The organism is Fontibacillus forbon, assembly GCF_046559655.1.
Classification (GTDB): Bacteria; Bacillota; Bacilli; order Paenibacillales; family Paenibacillaceae; genus Fontibacillus.
In genome coordinates, this window is the sequence record NZ_JBKGFV010000004.1 from 164,485 (window position 1) to 182,993 (window position 18,509).

An 18,509-nucleotide genomic window follows, 5' to 3' on the forward strand; every position below is an offset into this window, starting at 1 on the left:
CGTTATCCGCTCCCTTCCCTCTTGATGCCTTGCTTACTTATATCCATACTTACATCCAGCAGTCTCGCTACCCGCGCGGCCATTCTGTCCGGTGTCAGGCATGGCTCTTCAGCTTCCAGGCCAAACCGGGCAGCAATTTCGTTCCAGGTCGTAATGCAGGCCGGAACCGCAAGCCCGAACTCTCTTTCAAGCCTGCCCGCCTCACGAACGAGCCCGGCGGCGGAACCTTGAAATACTTTCATGCCGTCTTTCATCACAATCCAGGTGTCCACATAGGGAAGCATCTCTTCCATGCGGTGCGTGACGACGATTACCGTCTTCCCTTGTTCCCGGTGCAGCCGGGACAACAGCTCGGCCAGCTCGGCCCGGCTTTGCGGATCCAGCGTCGCGGTAGGCTCATCGAGCGCGATTACCTCCGGGTCCATCGCCAGCACCGAGGCTATCGCTACTTTGCGCATTTGACCGCCGCTTAAATGAAACGGATTGCGCGGCAAAAACGAATCGTCCAGCCCGACCATCGCAAGCGCCTTGCTGGCCCGTTCCTTCGCCTCCGCCGGCGTCATCCCGAAATTTAGCGGTCCGAAACATAAATCCTTCTCCACCGTATCTTCAAAAAGCTGCTGCTCGGGAAACTGGAACACCAGGCCTACGCGCCGCCGAAGTTCACGTAACGGCGGCTGTTTTGCCCCGGCTTCCAATGTGAAGTCAAGCACCGTGACTTTTCCGCCGGTCGGCTTCAAAATGCCGTTAAAATGCTGCATCAAAGTGGATTTTCCGGAACCTGTCGAGCCGGCAATTGCCGCAAATACGCCCTTGCCCAGTTCCAAGTCGACCTCTTCCAGCGCACTGTGGCGCCAAAGGCTGCGTTCGTCATAAGCGAAGTTTACTTGCTCGAAACGTATTGCCATATCGCTTCCGCCACCTCCTCGCCGGAACGGTCAAGCGGCAATGGGATGCCTTGCTTGCCGAGCTCCCGGACTAACCGGACCCGGTAGGGAGCAATTAAGCGACAGGAGTCCAGCAGCTCTCCGTCATGAAATAAATCCCACGGCTTCAAGTCGGCCGCGATTTCCCCCTCCCGGAGCACGATCGCCCGGTCCGAAGCCATAATCTCCTCCGCATCATGCGTGATGGATATAATCGTGTATTTTCCGCTTTGCTTCATCTCGCGCACGATATCCAGCAGTTCACCCCGGGCTTTCTCATCCAGCATAGATGACGACTCGTCAAAGATGATTATCCCGGGCTCCATCGCCAAAATAGCCGCGACCGCAACCCGCTGCTTCTGACCTCCCGACAATTCCGCGGGATGTTTGGACAGCAGGTGGCCGATTTCCAGTTTTTCCGCATAACGCTTAACCCGATCCACCATTTCTTCGCGCGGCAAACAGCGGCCCTCCAGGCCGAAGGCGATGTCCTCCTCCACGGTTGCCCCGATAAACTGGTTATCCGGGTTTTGAAATACCATCCCGATCCGGGGCCGGATTTGCTGAACGGTTTCCTTTAGTAGCTGAGTTCCTTCTACTATAATAGTTCCGCCGTTTACGGCGAGGAGACCGCCGAGAAGTTTAGCGAGCGTCGATTTTCCGCAACCGTTGGGTCCAACCAACGACACCCAGCTTCCCTTCCGGATGCTGAAAGTTACATCATTGAGTACCGGATGTTCCGGCCCATAAGCAAAAGACACATGCTGCAATTCGAAAGCGAGCCCGGTCCCTTCCATACTCTTTTTCCCCCTTCTTCACGACCGCTACTTCGTTAAACCTAGGCCGTTTCTGCCAGGAATCCCTCGAACAGCGACAGCTTGGATAGCGAAGGAATCAGGTACTTGACGGCAATGCCGACGGCAATCCCGGTCAGTACCCCCATAATGAGCAGCATCGGTAAGTAGTAGAAGATTTTAGTAGTATTAAAATACAAGGAAGCTGCCGTAAGTTGTCCGATATTGTGGGCAATCCCCCCGATAATGCTGATGCCGATGACGCTTAGCCGCTTCCGGCCGACAACCAGCAAGAACCACATCGCAGCAAAGCTGAACAACGCCCCCATAATGCTGAACAGAAAACTGGAAAAAGTTCCGAATATGAATGCGGTAAGCAAGGTTTTGAGCAGCACCATCATGAGGGCGTCCCGCGCCCGAAGAAAATACAAACAGGTCAGTACCATAATATTGGCCAGGCCCAGCTTGGCGCCCGGTACGCTCATATTGACGGGAATCAGGGACTCAACCAGGCTGAGTACCACCGCAACCGCGGCGAAAATAGCCACGATAACCGTTCTTTTCAAGGCCAGATTGGATTGTTCATTTAACGACGGCATCGATATCATCTCCTTCTCCGGATGCTCCCTCTATTTCTACGAGCAGCTTATGCGGCAAGCACACGATCGTCCCGCCATTCCGCTCTATGAACCCGAATGTCAGACACACTTTGTCGGGGCAATCGGCGTCGATCATTTCGATGCCGTAATCGTGCACCTTCAGCAAGTTGTATCCAAACTCCGTTTTGATTTCAATGGTCTGCTCTTCGCCGGTCAACTCCACGGTGCGGAACGGTTTGCCATCCACCGTGATTTTGGCTACTCTAGGCTCGTTGTGATATTTTTCACTTGATTCCCCATCAAGCCACCTGGGGACCAAAAACACTGCCGCAATGACTACAATTAACCCGATCAGTAGAATATCTCCGCGTTTCATGGTTAACTCCCTTATTTTTTAATTATATAAATCTTAGATGAACTCATTATACCTGTAACATTCCTCACTCCCGTGTGACATTTATCTCATTCGCGGAGCCATTTCACAAAATCCTCACTTAAGAGACGATTTAATGGAATAATTATTACTTTGTGAATAAAAGTACTTTTAGAGCCGAATTATTTCTGCTAAAATCAAGGACGAAATGACAGGTAGAAATGAGGCTACGCATATGAAAAAAAACAAATCGGCAATCCTGCTGGTGACATGTTCCATGCTCGCTGCACTTCTAGGCGGCTGCTCCGGAAGCGACAACTCTGCGGACCCGCAGGGCGCTAATGCCCAGACGTCCCAAAATCAGGTCGTGGAACCTTTGTCCCAGACATTTTTTATATTTGATACCGTCGTGAATGTCAAAATCTACGATAACCGGGCTACTACCAAAAACTTCGAAGAACTCGAAGCGCTGATGAAAAATATCGACAACAAGATCAGCCGCACAAATCCGGACAGTGAAATTCACCAAGTAAACGCACAGGCCGGCATCGCCCCTGTCGAGGTGTCGCCGGACACGTTCGAACTCGTCTCGCTGGCCGTCGATTACGCCAAGAAAACGAACGGCCTGCTGGATCCGTCCATCGGACCGCTCGTCAGCCTTTGGAACATTGGCCATGAGGGTGCGCACGTGCCGCCGGCCGAGGAAATCGCTGCTGCACAGCAGCTGACGGACTACCGCAAAATCGAATTGAACCCGGAGAAACACGAGATTTATTTGCAGGCCAAGGGCATGGAAATCGATCTTGGCTCTTACGGTAAAGGCTATGCGGCGGATGCCATTTATGATTATTTGGCCGAGCAGGACTTTCATAGCGCCATTATCGACCTCGGAGGCAACATATTCGCCATGGGCAGCAAGCCGGGCGGAAAGACCTGGAACGTCGGCATTCAGGATCCCGACCAGGAGCGCGGCAACCCGATCGGATCGGTACGCATAAAAGACAAAACCGTGGTCACCGCCGGAATTTACGAACGCTTCTTTATTGAAGACGGGAAGCTGTACCAGCATATCATCGATCCCCGGTCCGGATACCCGGTCGATAATAACATCAGCAGCGTAACGATTGTAACGGACCGCTCCACCGATGCGGACACCATGGATACTTCCCTGCTGATCATGGGCATCGAAGAAGGATTGAAGTTTGCCGAGAACACTCCGAATACGGAAGTCCTGTTCATTACCAAGGACAAGAAGCTGTATGCCACTTCCGGATTCAAGGAACTGCTGGAAAAAACAAACGGCGACTATACGTTTGCTAACTGATTATATCGGCTAATAACGCAGTTTGCTTACGCACCTCCGCTTCTAGAAGCGGAGGTTTTTTGCGTCGCATTCCGGCTATGAAAACAGATGATTTGACTTTTCATGAAATTTGCAGTAAAATTATGAATTAGATTGTTAAACCCCTATAGTAGTTCCTCAAAAGATTATAACTCTCCTAATACCTAATCGGTATAAAATTCCTTATTTGATTGACCCAAAGAGTAAGAAATTTCGTGTAGTTCTGATTCATACTGGCGCGGTCATCGGAGCCGCAAGGACAAATGAGAGGTAGGGCTTTTGTTGTTTTGGAAACCGTTAAACAGTTGCGGTTGTAGTCTAGGCAGGAACCAAATCGTTGCACCTTCAACGTGTACATGAAGGATCGGGTTGCAATATAACTCCCATGCGGGAATATACAAAGAAACAAAAAAGCAAGCGTCACGCGGTTGAAGTCACCCGTTTGACGCTTGCGTCCATTTTCCGGCTTTTTACGCTTACTCTACGCTAAGGTTATCCCAGTTGAGCTGGAATTGCTCCAACATTTTCGGCTTATCGATTTTCCCGCCGATATAAGCCTGAATGCTACTGGCGATTTCCGGCGCCATCCCGTTCGGGAACCGGAACCAGTTCCAGGTCAGCGCTTTGCCGGCGTCCGTATAGTTCAACACTTCCATCCCAAGCGCGCCAAGATCTTCTTCGTTCCCCTGAATGCTGTCGAACGCGGGAATGAATTTGAATTCCTTGGTGATGTATTTTTTTCCCGTATCGGAAGTGACCAGCCAGTTGAGAAACGCCTTGGCCTCTTCTTTCACGGGCGAGTCTTTGTAAATGACCCAGTTGTTCGGCACGCCGACAAACAGCTTGTCGTTATCCTCGGCCGAATCGTCGACCGGCATCGGCAGGATGCCCAGGTTCAGATCGGGATTGATTCCGTCAAGTTGTACCTGAGTCCAGTTCCCTTGCTGAAGCATGGCCGTTTTTCCTTCCGCAAACATCGTCACCTGGGTGTTGTAGTCGGTTGTTAACGGATTGTCATTGCCGTATTCCAGCGTCAGGTCGAGCAATTCCGTCCACGCTTTGAACACCGGATCGTCTCCAAACTTGTATTTGCCATCGCTCAATCCCTGGATGAACCCCGCCGGATCCTCCTGATTCGCAAATGCTGCATTTACGTTATGGTTGCCGAGCACAAACCACTCCTGATACCCGTTGGAAAACGGCGTAATCCCAGCCTCTTTCAGCTTTTCCGCAGCTTCTCTCAATCCGCTGAGAGTTACCGGCTTCTCCTTGATCCCCGCTTTGGCAAACAAATCCTTATTATATATAAAGCCGTACCCCTCAAGATTCATGGGTTGGCCGTAAAGCTTCCCGTCTTTCGTCATCGGCTCCTTGGCGATTTCCTTGACATCCTTTACCCAAGGCTCATCCGACAGATTCTCCAGATACTCCTGCCACATTTCCATCTCCGTATACCCGCCGATATTGAAAATATCAGGTTCTTCGCCGGAAGCGAATTTCGATCGCAAGGAAGCGCCGTAATCGCTGCCTCCGCCCACGGTCTGGATATCCAGCTTGATGTCCGGGTGTTCTTTTTCAAACTCCGCTTTCAGGCCTTCCATCGCTTCGGCAATTTCCACCTTGAATTGAAATATATGCAGCACCTTGCGCTTCCCGTCCATCTCCGGTCCGCTTTTGCCGCAACCGGCAACCAGCAGCGCCAACGCCAGCAGGAGCAATGCCTGTTTGCCCAGTTTCATTTCTCGTCACCCTCCTTTGCCTTTCTTGCTTATCTATCAAGCTTTATTAGCGTTAATGCGCGATAGCCTTATCCCTTCACAGAGCCCTGGGCGATGCCTTCGATAATGTATTTTTGCATGGCCAGGAAAAAGATCACGACCGGCGTAATGCCAAGCACCAGGGCCGGCAGCGCCAGGTTCCATTGCTTCGTATACTGCCCGAAGAAGGCGAACGTTTCAATCGGGATCGTATAGAGCTCCGGCTTCTGTAAAATCAGCGACGGCATCAGGTAATCATTCCAAATCCATAGCGTATTCAAAATGATAACGGTCACTGCGATCGGCTGCATCAGCGGTAGAATGATCCGGAAAAAGATACCGTATGGCGAACATCCGTCGACCCGGCCCGCTTCCTCAATGTCCACCGGAACGGATTTGACGAATCCGTGCAGCATGAACACCGTTAACGGGGCGCCAAAGCCCAGATAACAGATCACCAATCCCCAGGTTGAATTCATGATGCCCAGCAGACTGGACACTTTCACTAACGGAATCATGATCGCCTGAAAAGGAATAACCATCGCGGCGACAAAAGCCGCATACAGAAACCGGTTATACCGGGTCGGCTTCCGGGCCATCCGGTACGCGGCCATCGAGCACATCAGCACCAGCAGCAAGTTACTGGCCACGGTGACGAGCAGCGAATTGCCGAACGCCTTCGGAAATGAGGTCTTCTCCCAGGCTTCCGCATAGTTCCCCCATTGGAAAATGCTTGGCCATCCGGCCGAATCGGTCAGGATTTCGCCAAAGCTTTTCAGGGAGTTGACGATCAGGAAGTAAAAAGGAACCAGGAACACCAATCCGCCGAGGATCAGTACCGCCTCGATCAGGATCATTCCGCCACGATAACGCTTGGCTGTTTCCATCACAATTCAACCTCCCTGCTCTTGGTCGCCCGGACCTGAAGTATCGAAATCAGCGCGACTATAATGAAGAAGATGATCGCTTTTGCCGAACCCATACCGAACCGGCTGATATTGAAAGCTTCATTGTAAATGTTAAGCGCCACAGATTCCGTCGATTTGAACGGTCCGCCTTTGGTCAGGGACAGGTTCAGATCAAACAGTTTGAATGACCAAGATATCGCCAGGAACAGGCAAACCGTCACCGCCGGCATGACCAGCGGGATGATGACGTTTCTTAGCACCTGCCCTCGTCCGGCGCCGTCGACTTTGGCGGCCTCGATCAAATTTTTGGGCACATTATTGATTGCGGAAATATATATGACCATAAGATAGCCTGCGTTTTGCCATACAAAGACAATGACGATCGCCCAGAAGGAGGTCGCTTCGGTTCCAAGCCAAGGTAATTCAAAAAAAGATAACCCGGTTGCTCCGCCGATCGAGGCAAAACCGCGGACAAAAATAAACTGCCAGATAAAACCGAGCAGCAGTCCCCCGATTACATGGGGCATAAAAAAGACCGTCCTCATCACGTTACGCGTATACAACCGCTTCGTTAAAAAATAGGCCAATGCGAAGCCTACTACATTCGTGAGCAAAACACCCAGCACTGTAAATTTAGCCGTAAACCAGAACGAATTCAAAAAGGCTGGGTCTTTTGTAAAAACATGAATGAAGTTCCGCAAACCGACTCCATCCGCTTGCCTGGATATTCCGTTCCAGTCCGTAAATGCATAATATAAGCCCAGAAAAAACGGGACCGCTACGATCAATACGAAAAATATCGTCGAAGGCCCCACAAACACCAACTGCTGTATCTGCTGGGACGTCTTTCTCCATGTCATCCAGGTCTCACCCCTTAGCTAACTGTTTTGACCTCTTTTTACCCTTGAAGTCAAAGGCTTGAATCTGGACAATAGCGGAATTGGATGTCGTTCAATGCGTAAATTCTCATAAAGCACCGATCCTACAGGAGGATGAAAGGTATGCCGGATTTCTTCAAGAAGGTTACTTATAAACGGGTTGGCATTTTGCTGCTTATTATTGTTGCGCTTGGTCTAACAGCGGGGCTAGCCTCAAATGGAATTGTGAAGCTCTTGGCTTTGATCGGTTTGGCGGGAGCTGCTTTTATAGCACAAGGCTCTATAATCCGGGATGAATAATTCGCGGTCCCTTTTCCCAGAATAACGATGTCTTTCCATACCAGTCCAAAGGGGTGTTTCGCATGCGTGAAGGTTTGATTCCTACCGTTCTTGGAGCCGTAGTGTCCGCTTCTGCCGCATCACTGCTTGGAAGCAAGTACAAACTTGCTGCAACCGGAGCTCTAGGATTTGGCCTGGCCCATATCGTGCTCGGCGCCATCGATCTGATCGAGCACCGCTAGCCTTATTGGAAGATAACCCGGGAGGGAAGCTTCCCGGGTTTTTTAACGTGCGCTTTTAAGCATAAAAGCAATATTTTCGATTAAATTAAAATTTTTTATAAATTATGTTTTCTAATTAGCAAGTTAGCTTTATATATTAGTGGGAGTAAAATTACATACGTCTGGAGGAATTATTGTTATGAAGAGATCAAAAGACTTATTAAAAGGTGTTATTATCGGAACGACTGCAACGCTGCTGCTAACCTCGGGTGTCTCTTATGCGGCACAATATCCGTTCACCAAAAAACTGAATGCAGTCTACAACAACATTAAGGTGATTATTGACGGAGTTGAAGTAAACCCGACGAATGAAAAAGGCCAAAAAATCGAGCCGTTTACAGTGGATGGCACGATCTATCTTCCATTGAGAGGGATTGCAGCGGGATTCGGCAAAGATGTCGAATGGAATCAGCAAACCAAGACGGTAACCATTGGCGCTGTCAAAGCTACGGAAAAGCCGGTAAACTTGGACCAGTTTAATCTTAATAGCGGCTCTTCCAACTGGACCTGGAGCAAACTGCTTGACTCCGTGGCTGTGCAAGAAGAAAGAAAACAACCGTCCGTCAACTTGCTGACGACAAGTACCGGTCAGGAAGAAGCGAAGGCCGTTTATCAATTGAACGGGGAGTACGAAGAGTTGAAGGGTAATTTTGCAGTAACCAATTTCAATTCGCAAGGGCTTACTTATGGGGCAAACTTTATTATTAAAGGCGACGGAAAGAATTTATTCGAATCCTATAATGTTACCAAAGAAACGAAGCCGTCAGAATTCAAAATCAACGTCAGCGGTATTCAAAAACTCGAGATCATTGTAGCCAAGACTTCATCGGGAACAACTTATCCGTCTACGGCGCTATGGGACGTAGTTTTGACGCCAATGAAATAATAAGTAAAGAGCCTGCAAACGCAGGCTCTTTAGCTTTTGCCCTCGTTGTCCGGGCCACTGTTGAGTGAATAAGGAATCAGACCTCTGATCGCGGTCAACTCATTCTCCAGCTTAATCCTTCGGCTATGCAATTCCTCTTCCTGCTGCCTCAGATCATTCACATGCGCTGTTAACTTGTCATAGACCTGCGTAATAAAATTCTGATCGCCACAATGAAATGCCCGCTTCAGATCAAACAAAATCTGAATGTCCTTCAGGGATAAGCCATACTCCTTTAGTTCGATAATGACGCCGAAATCCGAGATTTCCTTTTCCCCGTATTCCCTATAATTGTTGGACCATGCGGGGGTAAGCAAATTCAGTTCTTCATAGTGACGGACCGTATCTTTGGTCGTATGCAGCAACGTTACGAATTCACCGATTTTCATCTTATTCTCCCCTAAAAAAGACATTGACGCGGGGTTTACCCCACGCCCTTTAATGGATTCATGACTTATTAATTCTGAGAGGGTGGATCAAATGACTTTATTTTGGGTAGCCGGTGCAGCTTTGGCCGTGATTTATGGACTATTGTGCGGATTCAGCGGTATCATTCAGATGAAAAAAAGAGAGATCGCCTTGTGGTCTGCTGCAGGCATGATGATCTCGGGAGCTAGTGTTGCGTTTTTTGCCCTATTACTAAATCGGTATCCACAATTATTGGCGCTGCTCATTGGATGCCTATTGTCGATTCACATTCTAACCATAATTAACGGACTCCATTTGTACAATAAAATTAATATCAAACATCATCTAGTCCGGTTCATAATTTCAGCTGTAATCATAGTCTTACTGCTAATAAGTTAGTCGAAAAAGCTATCGGCCACTGCTCCAGGCTCTATACTTCATCGTCAGGAAAGACCAGATGCAGCTGATCTTCCGATACCACTTTAAATCCCTCTTTTTTAAGCAAAGCAGCCGTAACTCCATTGCCAGCGATTACGCCGTTTGCAAAGCTTCCTTCATAGATCCGGGAACTTCCGCAGGAAGGACTGGACTCTTTTAGGACGATAGCCGTCGCTCCTGCTTCTTTCGCGATTTTCAAGGCTTCATAAGCTCCTTGGATGAACTGATGACTGACATCCTCACCGGAGCGGTTCACGACTCTTGCTTTTCCCAGGAGCACATCCTCCCCGGTCCCGCCGACAATTTCGGCCGGCTCCCGCGGCGTGGCAAGACCGCCTAAAAGTTCCGGGCAAACGGTGATCGCCTTCTTCTCGGCAACCCATTTCGCGATACTTTCATCCAGGCAGTCCTTACCATTGTAACGTACCTTCATTCCTGCCAGGCAAGAGCTGACAATAATCATGTTACGCCTCCTCATGCAGTTGAATTGCCGCCGTTCCCCCTATTATGTCAGCTCTCCGCAAAAATGGGCAAGGCTTTTCCATATAGTTCTTTGGGATTATTCCCCAATTTTTTGATTGACTAATTAAAATTTGCAGTATAACATACGCATTAGCTTAACTACGTAACTCCTCTCTAAAACCGCTCCAGTATGGAATCTTGCTTTCCCTTTTGCGCAAACGTTTGCTCTACGATTTGAACTGCAAAATATGAATCGCTACGGTTATTGGCTGCCCTCCGGCGACGGATCCATCTTGCAATTGTTCAACATCTATGGCGCCTAGCTTCTTGAACGAACAAGCCTGCAGACGGATTGGCCCATAATCGCTCTAATATCCTCCAAAGCAGTCACGCCTTGGCGAGAACAATGATCTTCCCAGTAAAACAACTATATTCGGAAAGGAGGGACCAGGATTTATACAAAATCATTATTGAAAGCGCATTATATGTAATTAAGCCCAATAAGAGGAGTGATGACGCGCAATGAAATTCAGAAAAGCATGGTTTGGCATATTCATGGCTTTCATTCTTGTTTTATCAACCTTCACCCCCTCCTTCGCCGATCCGGCCGATCCAGTCGATCAGTCGATCACCGCATCGAATGAAGCAGCGGCGTCGGCTAGTTTAAAGGTGCATTTCAAAAAACCTGGAGGCTGGGGCACTCCCCAACTTTATTACTACCAAACCAGTCCAAGCGTCACCGAGCCCGCCTGGCAATCATCTCCGGCCATGAATGCGGAACAAGGAGACTGGTATGGTTACACCATTGAGGGAGTCGCCAGTGCGAGGGTGATTTTTAAAGACAGCAACGGCAATCAGACGCCGGGGAGCGGCCAGCCCGGTATGTTTAGGGACAAAGAAGGATGGTATGACGGAAATAATTGGAGCGATAGCAACCCCGATGCCGCAGATACGGTCCCCCCGGATGTACCCTCCGGCTTGACGAGCACGACCAAAACGGACACCACCGTAACGCTCTCGTGGGCTCCCGCCTCGGATAATGCCGGAGGCAGCGGCTTGTCCGGTTATCTGGTCTACAGGAACGGGTCGCAAGTCGGCTCGGAAACAGCCGCTGCCACCTTTACGGACACCGCGCTTAGCCCCGAGACGGATTACGTCTACACGGTTAAAGCGAAAGACAAAGCGGGAAACGTGTCCGCCGAAAGCAATGCTTTATCGGTGACTACCAATCCCGCGGGGAGTTCAAACCAAGTAACCATTTACTACAAAATCGGTTATGCAACGCCTTACATCCATTACCGGCCTGCTGGCGGCAGTTGGACGGCAGTCCCGGGCATCAAAATGGAGAATGCCGAAATGCCGGGATATGCCAAATCGATTATCGATATTGGAGCCGCGGCCCGGCTTGAGGCCTGTTTCAACAACGGAAGCGGGCAATGGGACAGCAACAACGGCAACAATTACTTTTTCAATCCCGGAACCTGGACTTACTCCGCTGGAGTAATCACCCCCGGCGCTCCTTCCGGCGGTTCGACGGACACCACGCCTCCCGCCGTGCCGGCCAATTTGGCCGTGACGGGCAAGACCTCTTCGACAGTGGCAATATCGTGGTCCCAAAGCTCGGATAATGAAGGCGGAAGCGGCCTTCAAGGGTACGAGGTTTACCGGGACGATACCCTGGTGGATGCCAATGTAACAGCGACATCTTATACATTTAATGGACTGACGGCCTCTACCGCTTATTCGTTTACGGTACTGGCCAAAGACAAAGCGGGGAATAAATCCTCCCAGTCCTCCCCTCTTTCCGTGACAACTTCAGAAGCGGGCGCCGGGAATCAGGCTATCGTCTACTATTACACCAAGACGCGAGCCTGGTCGCAGGTCAACATTCACTACTCCCCTGCCGGAGCCGCATGGACGACTCCTCCGGGAGTGAAAATGGCGGAAGAAGCCTGCAGCGATTGGACCAAAATCACGATCGATCTTGGGGAAGCAACCAGCATGAAGGCCACGTTTAACAACGGTTCGGTTTGGGACAATAACAACGGCCAGAATTATGTTATCGGTACGGGAATTACCACCGTCAAGGACGGTGTAGTTACTTCCAATACGATCAGCCCGTGCGCCCCTTTGCCCGAAGACAAACTGCCCCCTTCCGTACCGGAAAACGTGAATGCGGTTGCAAAAGACCTTAGCGTTACCTTGACTTGGAGTCCTTCGGTCGACAATGAGAACGGAAGAGGCGTAGCCGGGTATGAAATCACGCGCACAGGCGGGACTCAAGGCCAAAAGGTGTATACGACTACCCGGACCGATTTCACGGAAACGAAACTTGAAGCGCAAACGACGTACACCTATACGGTAAAAGCTTTTGATAAGGCGGTCCCTTCCAACAAGTCGGCTGCCAGCCAGCCGGTCTCCGCCAAGACGGGCGATGCTCCGCTTCCTCCAGTCGGCGGGACGCCGCTTGGAGGCGATGCCCGCGAAGATTCTATTTACTTTGTCATGACCGCCCGCTTTTACGACGGTGACTCCTCGAATAACCGCGGCGGGCAGTATAATGTACCTTCGGGAAATGCGGCCAACAATGACCCTATGTTCCGGGGCGATTTTAAGGGATTGATGGAAAAACTCGATTATATCAAAGCTCTCGGATTCTCGGCGATCTGGATTACGCCCGTCGTGCTGAACCGCTCGGATTATGATTTCCACGGTTATCACGGTTACGACTTCTACCGGGTAGATCCTCGTCTGGAGTCGAGCGGCGCAAGTTATCAGGATCTGATCAACGAAGCCCATAACAAGGGAATCAAGATCATTCAGGATGTCGTATACAATCACTCCAGCCGGTGGGGAGCAAAGGACTTGTTCACGCCTACCGTTTTTGGTATTCGCGATGCGCAGTGGAGCTGGTATTACGACGAGAAAATTCCTGGCCTGGAGTATGACGGCCTTTATCCGAATGACGTTTCCGCCAAAGCTTACAACGGCGATATTTGGTCAACGGAGGAGCCTGCCGGGAACACCTGTCAGAATTGGGGAACGCCTACACAGTTCTACAGCAAGGAAGGTTATCGTATTTACAACTGCCAGTGGCCTAATGCAACTTCCGGTATGTTCCCTACCGAATACTATCATCCATGCTGGATCGGTAACTGGGAAGGCGAAGATTCCCGCAGTTGCTGGCTCCACGAGGATCTGGCCGACTTCAACACGGAAAGCAAGCCTGTGCAGGATTATCTGATTGGAGCCTATAACAACTTCATCGATATGGGCGTGGACGGTTTCCGGATCGATACCGCCGTCCACATACCGCGGGTGACGTGGAACCGACATTTCCTTCCTGCCGCCCAGGAGCACTCCGCTGCGAAATTCGGCGATAAGGGAGAAAACTTCTTCATGTTCGGCGAGGTCGGGGCGTTCGTCAACGACAAGTGGAATCGCGGCTCGGTCAACCATTCCGCCCAATTCTTCACCTGGAAAGAGCGCAAAGAATATAGCGCCAACGATGAAGTCGCGGCTTTAGAGCAATTCAATTACGAAAATCAGCTCGGGACGGCCAATCAGCCTACCTCGGACAATGCTTTCCTCAGAGGAAACAATTATCATGAGCCCGACCACAGCAAGTTCTCCGGCATGAACATCATCGACATGCGGATGCACATGAATTTCAGCGAAGCGGTCAATGCCTTCCATAACGGCAAGGATTCGGACGATTCGACCAATGACGCCACCTATAACGTGGTGTACGTCAGCAGTCACGACTTCGGTCCGAACAAATCGAGCACGGCCTACAATGGGGGAACCGGCACTTGGGCGGAAAACATGAGCTTGATGTGGACGTTCCGGGGCATTCCGACCATCATGTACGGCGATGAAATCGAATTCCAGGCGGGTGAAAAAATCGACTGTGGGCCGACCTGCCCGCTCGAAGAAACGCGCCGCGCCTATTTCGGCGATGAAATTGAAGGAACCGTGGTGGCAAGCGACTTCGGCAAGGTGGCTTCCGCTTCCGGCAAGGTCGCCGATACGCTGCAAAAACCGCTGGTCAAGCACTTGCAGCGGTTGAACCAAATCCGTAGGCAGATTCCTGCATTACAGAAAGGCCAGTATTCAACCGAAGGCATTACGGGAAAAATGGCGTTTAAACGCCGATACACGAATGCCGCCGAAGGCGTCGACAGCTTTGCGCTTGTGGCGATCAGCGAATCCGCGACCTTCAACGGTATTCCGAACGGCACTTATAAAGACGCCATTACAGGCGACGTGAAAACCGTGACGAACGGTAATTTGTCCGTTTCCTTATCCGGTATTGGCAACCTTCGCGTCTACGTGCTGGATCTGCCGGGCAACCCGGCTCCGGGTAAGATCGGCGAAAACGGTCCGTATCTGAAATAGCCCGAAGGATATAAACAAAAGCGAGGTCTCCGTGAAGATCGGAGGCCTCGCTTCTTATGCCCATTTTTTGGAATACTTCTATTAATACGCGGTCCAGCCGGCATCGGCCGTAATCACTGTTCCGTTCACGAAACCGGAGTCGTCCGACGCAAGGAACAAGGCCACCTTGGCAATCTCTTCGGGCTTGCCCACACGCGGATTAATTGCCATGCCGAGTTGCTGTTTACCGAAGCCGAATTGGCTAGTACCTTGCATGGAGGCCCCGATGTTCGTTTCCACGCCGCCCGGAGCGATCGCATTACAACGAATACCTTCGGTAGCATACATATAACCCGTGTTTTTGGTGAAACCGACAACGGCATGTTTCGAAGCCGTATAAGCTGCGCCTGCACGAGCACCATTAAGTCCGCCTGCCGAAGCCACGTTGACGATGACCCCTTTTTTCTTCTCAAGGAAAATCGGCAGCACTTTACGGGTAGAACGCATCACGCTGGTCGTGTTAATCGCAAAAACTCTTTCCCATTTATCATCGTTAATTTCACCAGCCGGCTCCATGCCGTCCATAATTCCGGCGTTGTTGACAAGAATATCAACGGTGCCAAAATTTTGTACTGTCGTATCAATCAAATTCTGAATGTCTTCTTCAACGGCCACGTTTGTCTTAATGGCAAACGCCGTGCCGCCCTGGGATTTGATTTCTTCTACCGTAGCCTGAGCTCCTTCCAGGTTCAAATCCGAAACCGCCACTTTCGCTCCTTCTTTGGCAAAAAGCAGAGCAATTTGTTTACCCATACCTGAAGCTGCACCGGTTACTACCGCTACTTGGTTTTGAAGTTTCACTCTCAAATACCTCCCGAAATATTCACAATTCATAGGTTAGACTGTGAATAATGTTATTGCGTTATGCATCTTCAGTATAGATAAAGCCTAATTCCTCCACAATCATTAATCGCTCAATAAATGTTCATTAACAGACATCATATGATGGTTTGTACATTATCTTTTATTAATTTTGGTGGAAGTCGGCTTCCAGTTAATCATTCGGACCAACTGATCCTGCATATAATCCGGCGAATAATTGAATCCATTCTCAATCCAGTGGAAGACAAGGCCTAACAGGGCATTCATCGAGTAGATCAAAAGGAATTCCCGGTTAATCGAATCATGGGTATAGTCCAAATCCTCCGCGGCGATCTGCATTAGCGAGGCGAATATCTTCTCTTTGAACTTAGTCAATACCTCGCTTTTAAACAAGATCGTATAAACGGAAGAGTTCCGATAGAAATGTTCAAATATTTTCACCGAATTCGCAGGCAACTCGTCGATCCGGAATATTTCCGCTTCCTCGTACGGCGCGCGGAAGGACTGCTTCAGTTCATCGATCAATTTCGAAAAAACATCGTCCAGCAGCATTTCTTTGCTTTCATAGTGGGCGTAAAACGTTCCCCGGTTATATCCCGCCATCTCGACGATTTCCTTGACCGAAATGGCATGAAAAGCTTTGATCGACATCAGATCCAATAAGGCTTGTCTAAGCGCGGCCGTGCTTCGGGAAATGCGTTTATCTGTTTTTGCATCACTCATGGACGTAACCCCCTTTATATCTCACTCATCTCATTCTATACAAAAAACGCGGCCCCCGGAAATTCCGGAAGCCGCGCCGTGCTTGAATCTTTAAGATGCTGATGAAGGGATTCGAACCCCCGACCTACGCATTACGAATGCGTAGAGATATATTTCCCTTAGGTTCCCCATATCCCCGCAACGCTTCTTTTTTAGTTTTTCCAGCAACCATCATCCCCCTATCAGTTCCTAGTGTTTCCCGATATGGGTAGAAGATTTGGTAGAAAGAATATCCTTAGTAGGCTACCGTTGTTATGAGTTTTTGAGTGAGATCTTATTTTAGCAGTTTTGTTATAAACCGAGCAACTAATAACTGGTCCAATAGCTGGTGTTTCCACCCTTCCGCTCAGCAGTCGATTTCGCCATGGTTGTATCCCTTTCCCACGCCTCCAAGATGACGATCGTATCCAGCACCGGCTTGTCTGGCCAGAATATGTATTCCTTTTCTACCAGGCCTGTCAAACCATGCTCGATATCTTTGTACCTCCGCCCGATCATTCGTTCTAGCTCTGCCTTCGCTGGTATTCGATTGGTTCGAAGATTGAAGTTCGCCAATACTCGGAGTAGCTTTCTTTCTAGATCGCTAAGCATTCTATACACCTCAAAAGTAAGAACATTTGTTTGTATTATATACGAACTTGCGTTCTTAACTCAACAGTAAGCATCTTTAAATTAACATTTTCATTCTTTCTTGAGATAAAATTTTACAGAATATATCTAATAAGGAGGATAATTGTATAAACTCATCGAAAATTGTACTACCACTTTAGTCTGGTGCGGACAGGTCTTTAGTGGGATCCGCGATAACGCTCGCCAGTGCACAGCGGACGTATTCCATAGATATTTTGATTAACAGGAGTGTTCGCCGTGGAGTTAATCCGCATGATTGAAGAGCTCCGGTTGGAATTGAATAAACTCGCTGTGTACAAACGCCTGGCCGACCGGGAAATATTAATCCTAAGCCAAAAACTTGATCGACTATTAAACGAGTATCATCAAGAAGCTAAAGAAGTAAAATGAAACAAAATAGGGAGTCGCGAAAGCGGCTCCTTTAAGAAGGAGTTGTGAACTTTGTATAGAAGTTTAGTAAAGGCAATAAAAGCTGACCAGGAAGTCATCTTTTCGTTGTTAGATGGATCCAAGATTTCCGGGTTTCCGAGCTGGGGTGTGGATCGGAGCAGAGTGCGGATAAAGTTGGCAGACACAACGGTTTGGGTGCCGCTAGATGAGGTAGAACATGTAACTATCGTACATAACTTAAACGCAAAAAAGACCACTGACCATATAGGTTAGTGGGCCTTTCTTTAATTGAGTGTTTTTCGTTAAACCCAACCAAACGCTTTGGCAATAGCCACCCCAGCAGATGAAGCTTGGACAGTTTTTGTAAGCAGATCAAACAGAGTCTTAGCAGTGTTCATTTGGCCTTTTTTAGCATTTTCCTTAATAGACTCTATAGACTTTAAATCTCTTTCATCGGAATTATCTAATGCAAATCGATGCAAATCTTTGAAAAGCCTTTCCATTTCAATTTCACTTAATCCATTTACTTTTTGTTGGATATTCCCGTGATCACCAAAGTTAAAGTTTTGATTATTTCCAGACAATCCACTTATATTAAAATTTCTATTATCGATGACGACCACTCCTTGTTCTGGGTCAAATATTTTAAACATCTCTTCAATTATAAGATCCTTTATACTCTTTGTGGAATCAAAGTTTTCTTTTGGCCTCTCAAAGGCAACCGTGATTGGACTTTTTTTTTAACATCTTCGATGAACTCTTTGTTAAAGTTAAAAACAATGAAACTATGATCTAAATCATTTAATATTTCCTTACCACAAATATGGCAGCGGGGAAGATCGAACTCGTCTATCTCCTCTTCCAAATCAGACAGGTAAGCTTTGTGATTTTCAGAGCATAAATAGATTCTACCCGCACTAATTTCAAACCCTTCTTTAGACATTAAGAACCTTAATACGTAGTCATAGGTTGCTTCGTACTTTATAGCATAAAGTACATTTTCAACGGTGAAATCAATTACAGGAGGTGTCAAAGTAGCCCAGGACTCCAGCAAATCATTAATTATTGCAATTGGTTTGCCCACAAAGACACCTCCTG

General features: G+C 48.8%; 20 protein-coding genes. 6 read left to right on the forward strand and 14 right to left on the reverse strand.

The genetic code is table 11. The annotated features are described in order from the left end of the window. Window positions 1–2: 2 nt before the first annotated feature. The 4 genes from ACLB09_RS16415 to ACLB09_RS16430 are packed head-to-tail and all read right to left on the reverse strand — an operon-like array spanning window position 3 to window position 2,695. Window positions 3–908 carry an energy-coupling factor transporter ATPase gene (locus ACLB09_RS16415; RefSeq protein ID WP_410770937.1) on the reverse strand — a complete coding sequence of 302 codons (906 nt, stop codon included), beginning with the start codon at window positions 906–908 and terminating at the stop codon, window positions 3–5. Then, window positions 884–1,723: an energy-coupling factor transporter ATPase gene (locus ACLB09_RS16420; protein WP_410770938.1), complete on the reverse strand. Its 840-nt coding sequence runs from the start codon at window positions 1,721–1,723 to the stop codon at window positions 884–886. The genes ACLB09_RS16415 and ACLB09_RS16420 overlap by 25 nt, the downstream gene beginning before the upstream one ends. A gap of 41 nt (window positions 1,724–1,764) precedes the next feature. Then, complete coding sequence (locus ACLB09_RS16425; protein ID WP_410770939.1) at window positions 1,765–2,319, reverse strand: Gx transporter family protein; 555 nt, start codon at window positions 2,317–2,319, stop codon at window positions 1,765–1,767. Further along, window positions 2,303–2,695, reverse strand: coding sequence for a NusG domain II-containing protein (locus ACLB09_RS16430; RefSeq protein ID WP_410770940.1), 393 nt, complete (start codon window positions 2,693–2,695; stop codon window positions 2,303–2,305). Before ACLB09_RS16430 ends, ACLB09_RS16425 begins: the two co-directional genes overlap by 17 nt. A 232-nt stretch (window positions 2,696–2,927) precedes the next feature. Here ACLB09_RS16430 and ACLB09_RS16435 point away from each other — a divergent pair, with 232 nt between their 5' ends. After that, the gene (locus ACLB09_RS16435; RefSeq protein WP_410770941.1) at window positions 2,928–4,016 is read left to right on the forward strand and encodes an FAD:protein FMN transferase; all 1,089 of its coding nucleotides are present in this window, start codon (window positions 2,928–2,930) and stop codon (window positions 4,014–4,016) included. A 494-nt stretch (window positions 4,017–4,510) separates the two neighbouring features. Here ACLB09_RS16435 and ACLB09_RS16440 read toward each other — a convergent pair whose 3' ends face one another. From ACLB09_RS16440 to ACLB09_RS16450, 3 genes are all read right to left on the reverse strand, one after another. Next, entirely contained in the window at window positions 4,511–5,773 is a 1,263-nt protein-coding gene (locus ACLB09_RS16440) for an ABC transporter substrate-binding protein (RefSeq protein WP_410770942.1), read from the reverse strand. Window positions 5,774–5,841: 68 nt separating this feature from the next. Next, entirely contained in the window at window positions 5,842–6,678 is an 837-nt protein-coding gene (locus ACLB09_RS16445) for a carbohydrate ABC transporter permease (protein WP_410770943.1), read from the reverse strand. Beyond that, window positions 6,678–7,559: a carbohydrate ABC transporter permease gene (locus ACLB09_RS16450; protein WP_410770944.1), complete on the reverse strand. Its 882-nt coding sequence runs from the start codon at window positions 7,557–7,559 to the stop codon at window positions 6,678–6,680. Before ACLB09_RS16450 ends, ACLB09_RS16445 begins: the two co-directional genes overlap by 1 nt. A gap of 141 nt (window positions 7,560–7,700) precedes the next feature. Between ACLB09_RS16450 and ACLB09_RS16455 the strand changes: the two genes are divergently transcribed. The 3 genes from ACLB09_RS16455 to ACLB09_RS16465 all read left to right on the forward strand — a co-directional run bounded on the left by ACLB09_RS16455 (window position 7,701) and on the right by ACLB09_RS16465 (window position 9,023). Further along, a complete protein-coding gene (locus ACLB09_RS16455) occupies window positions 7,701–7,877 on the forward strand; it encodes a hypothetical protein (protein ID WP_410770945.1) in 177 nt (58 codons plus the stop codon). A 62-nt stretch (window positions 7,878–7,939) separates the two neighbouring features. Further along, window positions 7,940–8,098, forward strand: coding sequence for an asparagine synthase (locus ACLB09_RS16460; RefSeq protein ID WP_114499079.1), 159 nt, complete (start codon window positions 7,940–7,942; stop codon window positions 8,096–8,098). A gap of 178 nt (window positions 8,099–8,276) precedes the next feature. After that, window positions 8,277–9,023 carry an NPCBM/NEW2 domain-containing protein gene (locus ACLB09_RS16465; protein ID WP_410770946.1) on the forward strand — a complete coding sequence of 249 codons (747 nt, stop codon included), beginning with the start codon at window positions 8,277–8,279 and terminating at the stop codon, window positions 9,021–9,023. Window positions 9,024–9,052: 29 nt separating this feature from the next. On the opposite strand, the gene ACLB09_RS16470 is transcribed toward ACLB09_RS16465, so the two are convergent. Both ACLB09_RS16470 and ACLB09_RS16475 read right to left on the reverse strand, forming a co-directional pair. Beyond that, entirely contained in the window at window positions 9,053–9,451 is a 399-nt protein-coding gene (locus tag ACLB09_RS16470) for a MerR family transcriptional regulator (RefSeq protein WP_410770947.1), read from the reverse strand. Window positions 9,452–9,900: 449 nt separating this feature from the next. Next, the gene (locus ACLB09_RS16475; protein ID WP_410770948.1) at window positions 9,901–10,371 is read right to left on the reverse strand and encodes a 2-thiouracil desulfurase family protein; all 471 of its coding nucleotides are present in this window, start codon (window positions 10,369–10,371) and stop codon (window positions 9,901–9,903) included. A gap of 521 nt (window positions 10,372–10,892) precedes the next feature. Here ACLB09_RS16475 and ACLB09_RS16480 point away from each other — a divergent pair. Then, on the forward strand, window positions 10,893–14,768 hold the full coding sequence (locus ACLB09_RS16480) for a carbohydrate binding domain-containing protein (protein ID WP_410770949.1): 3,876 nt from the start codon (window positions 10,893–10,895) through the stop codon (window positions 14,766–14,768). 81 nt (window positions 14,769–14,849) lie between these two features. On the opposite strand, the gene ACLB09_RS16485 is transcribed toward ACLB09_RS16480, so the two are convergent. The 3 genes from ACLB09_RS16485 to ACLB09_RS16495 form a co-directional block, all read right to left on the reverse strand. Next, window positions 14,850–15,608, reverse strand: a complete 759-nt coding sequence (locus ACLB09_RS16485; RefSeq protein ID WP_410770950.1) for an SDR family oxidoreductase — start codon at window positions 15,606–15,608, stop codon at window positions 14,850–14,852. A gap of 156 nt (window positions 15,609–15,764) precedes the next feature. Continuing rightward, entirely contained in the window at window positions 15,765–16,352 is a 588-nt protein-coding gene (locus ACLB09_RS16490; protein ID WP_410770951.1) for a TetR/AcrR family transcriptional regulator, read from the reverse strand. A gap of 345 nt (window positions 16,353–16,697) precedes the next feature. After that, window positions 16,698–16,889: a hypothetical protein gene (locus ACLB09_RS16495; RefSeq protein ID WP_410770952.1), complete on the reverse strand. Its 192-nt coding sequence runs from the start codon at window positions 16,887–16,889 to the stop codon at window positions 16,698–16,700. A gap of 369 nt (window positions 16,890–17,258) precedes the next feature. Between ACLB09_RS16495 and ACLB09_RS16500 the strand changes: the two genes are divergently transcribed. After that, the gene (locus tag ACLB09_RS16500) at window positions 17,259–17,411 is read left to right on the forward strand and encodes an aspartyl-phosphate phosphatase Spo0E family protein (RefSeq protein WP_410770953.1); all 153 of its coding nucleotides are present in this window, start codon (window positions 17,259–17,261) and stop codon (window positions 17,409–17,411) included. A 302-nt stretch (window positions 17,412–17,713) separates the two neighbouring features. Here ACLB09_RS16500 and ACLB09_RS16505 read toward each other — a convergent pair whose 3' ends face one another. Together ACLB09_RS16505 and ACLB09_RS16510 are read right to left on the reverse strand one after the other, a co-directional pair. Continuing rightward, window positions 17,714–18,064: a hypothetical protein gene (locus ACLB09_RS16505; protein ID WP_410770954.1), complete on the reverse strand. Its 351-nt coding sequence runs from the start codon at window positions 18,062–18,064 to the stop codon at window positions 17,714–17,716. Window positions 18,065–18,084: 20 nt separating this feature from the next. After that, window positions 18,085–18,495 carry a hypothetical protein gene (locus ACLB09_RS16510; protein ID WP_410770955.1) on the reverse strand — a complete coding sequence of 137 codons (411 nt, stop codon included), beginning with the start codon at window positions 18,493–18,495 and terminating at the stop codon, window positions 18,085–18,087. Between the last annotated feature and the right edge of the window lie 14 nt (window positions 18,496–18,509).

What these genes read in the sequence shown, in the direction of transcription:
- ACLB09_RS16415 (WP_410770937.1), bottom strand. Translation starts at nt 908, where the DNA reads ATGGCAATACGTTTCGAGCAAGTAAACTTCGCTTATGACGAACGCAGC.
- ACLB09_RS16420 (WP_410770938.1), bottom strand. Translation starts at nt 1,723, where the DNA reads ATGGAAGGGACCGGGCTCGCTTTCGAATTGCAGCATGTGTCTTTTGCT.
- ACLB09_RS16425 (WP_410770939.1), bottom strand. Translation starts at nt 2,319, where the DNA reads ATGCCGTCGTTAAATGAACAATCCAATCTGGCCTTGAAAAGAACGGTT.
- ACLB09_RS16430 (WP_410770940.1), bottom strand. Translation starts at nt 2,695, where the DNA reads ATGAAACGCGGAGATATTCTACTGATCGGGTTAATTGTAGTCATTGCG.
- ACLB09_RS16435 (WP_410770941.1), top strand. Translation starts at nt 2,928, where the DNA reads ATGAAAAAAAACAAATCGGCAATCCTGCTGGTGACATGTTCCATGCTC.
- ACLB09_RS16440 (WP_410770942.1), bottom strand. Translation starts at nt 5,773, where the DNA reads ATGAAACTGGGCAAACAGGCATTGCTCCTGCTGGCGTTGGCGCTGCTG.
- ACLB09_RS16445 (WP_410770943.1), bottom strand. Translation starts at nt 6,678, where the DNA reads ATGGAAACAGCCAAGCGTTATCGTGGCGGAATGATCCTGATCGAGGCG.
- ACLB09_RS16450 (WP_410770944.1), bottom strand. Translation starts at nt 7,559, where the DNA reads ATGACATGGAGAAAGACGTCCCAGCAGATACAGCAGTTGGTGTTTGTG.
- ACLB09_RS16455 (WP_410770945.1), top strand. Translation starts at nt 7,701, where the DNA reads ATGCCGGATTTCTTCAAGAAGGTTACTTATAAACGGGTTGGCATTTTG.
- ACLB09_RS16460 (WP_114499079.1), top strand. Translation starts at nt 7,940, where the DNA reads ATGCGTGAAGGTTTGATTCCTACCGTTCTTGGAGCCGTAGTGTCCGCT.
- ACLB09_RS16465 (WP_410770946.1), top strand. Translation starts at nt 8,277, where the DNA reads ATGAAGAGATCAAAAGACTTATTAAAAGGTGTTATTATCGGAACGACT.
- ACLB09_RS16470 (WP_410770947.1), bottom strand. Translation starts at nt 9,451, where the DNA reads ATGAAAATCGGTGAATTCGTAACGTTGCTGCATACGACCAAAGATACG.
- ACLB09_RS16475 (WP_410770948.1), bottom strand. Translation starts at nt 10,371, where the DNA reads ATGATTATTGTCAGCTCTTGCCTGGCAGGAATGAAGGTACGTTACAAT.
- ACLB09_RS16480 (WP_410770949.1), top strand. Translation starts at nt 10,893, where the DNA reads ATGAAATTCAGAAAAGCATGGTTTGGCATATTCATGGCTTTCATTCTT.
- ACLB09_RS16490 (WP_410770951.1), bottom strand. Translation starts at nt 16,352, where the DNA reads ATGAGTGATGCAAAAACAGATAAACGCATTTCCCGAAGCACGGCCGCG.
- ACLB09_RS16495 (WP_410770952.1), bottom strand. Translation starts at nt 16,889, where the DNA reads ATGATCGGGCGGAGGTACAAAGATATCGAGCATGGTTTGACAGGCCTG.
- ACLB09_RS16505 (WP_410770954.1), bottom strand. Translation starts at nt 18,064, where the DNA reads ATGTTTAAAATATTTGACCCAGAACAAGGAGTGGTCGTCATCGATAAT.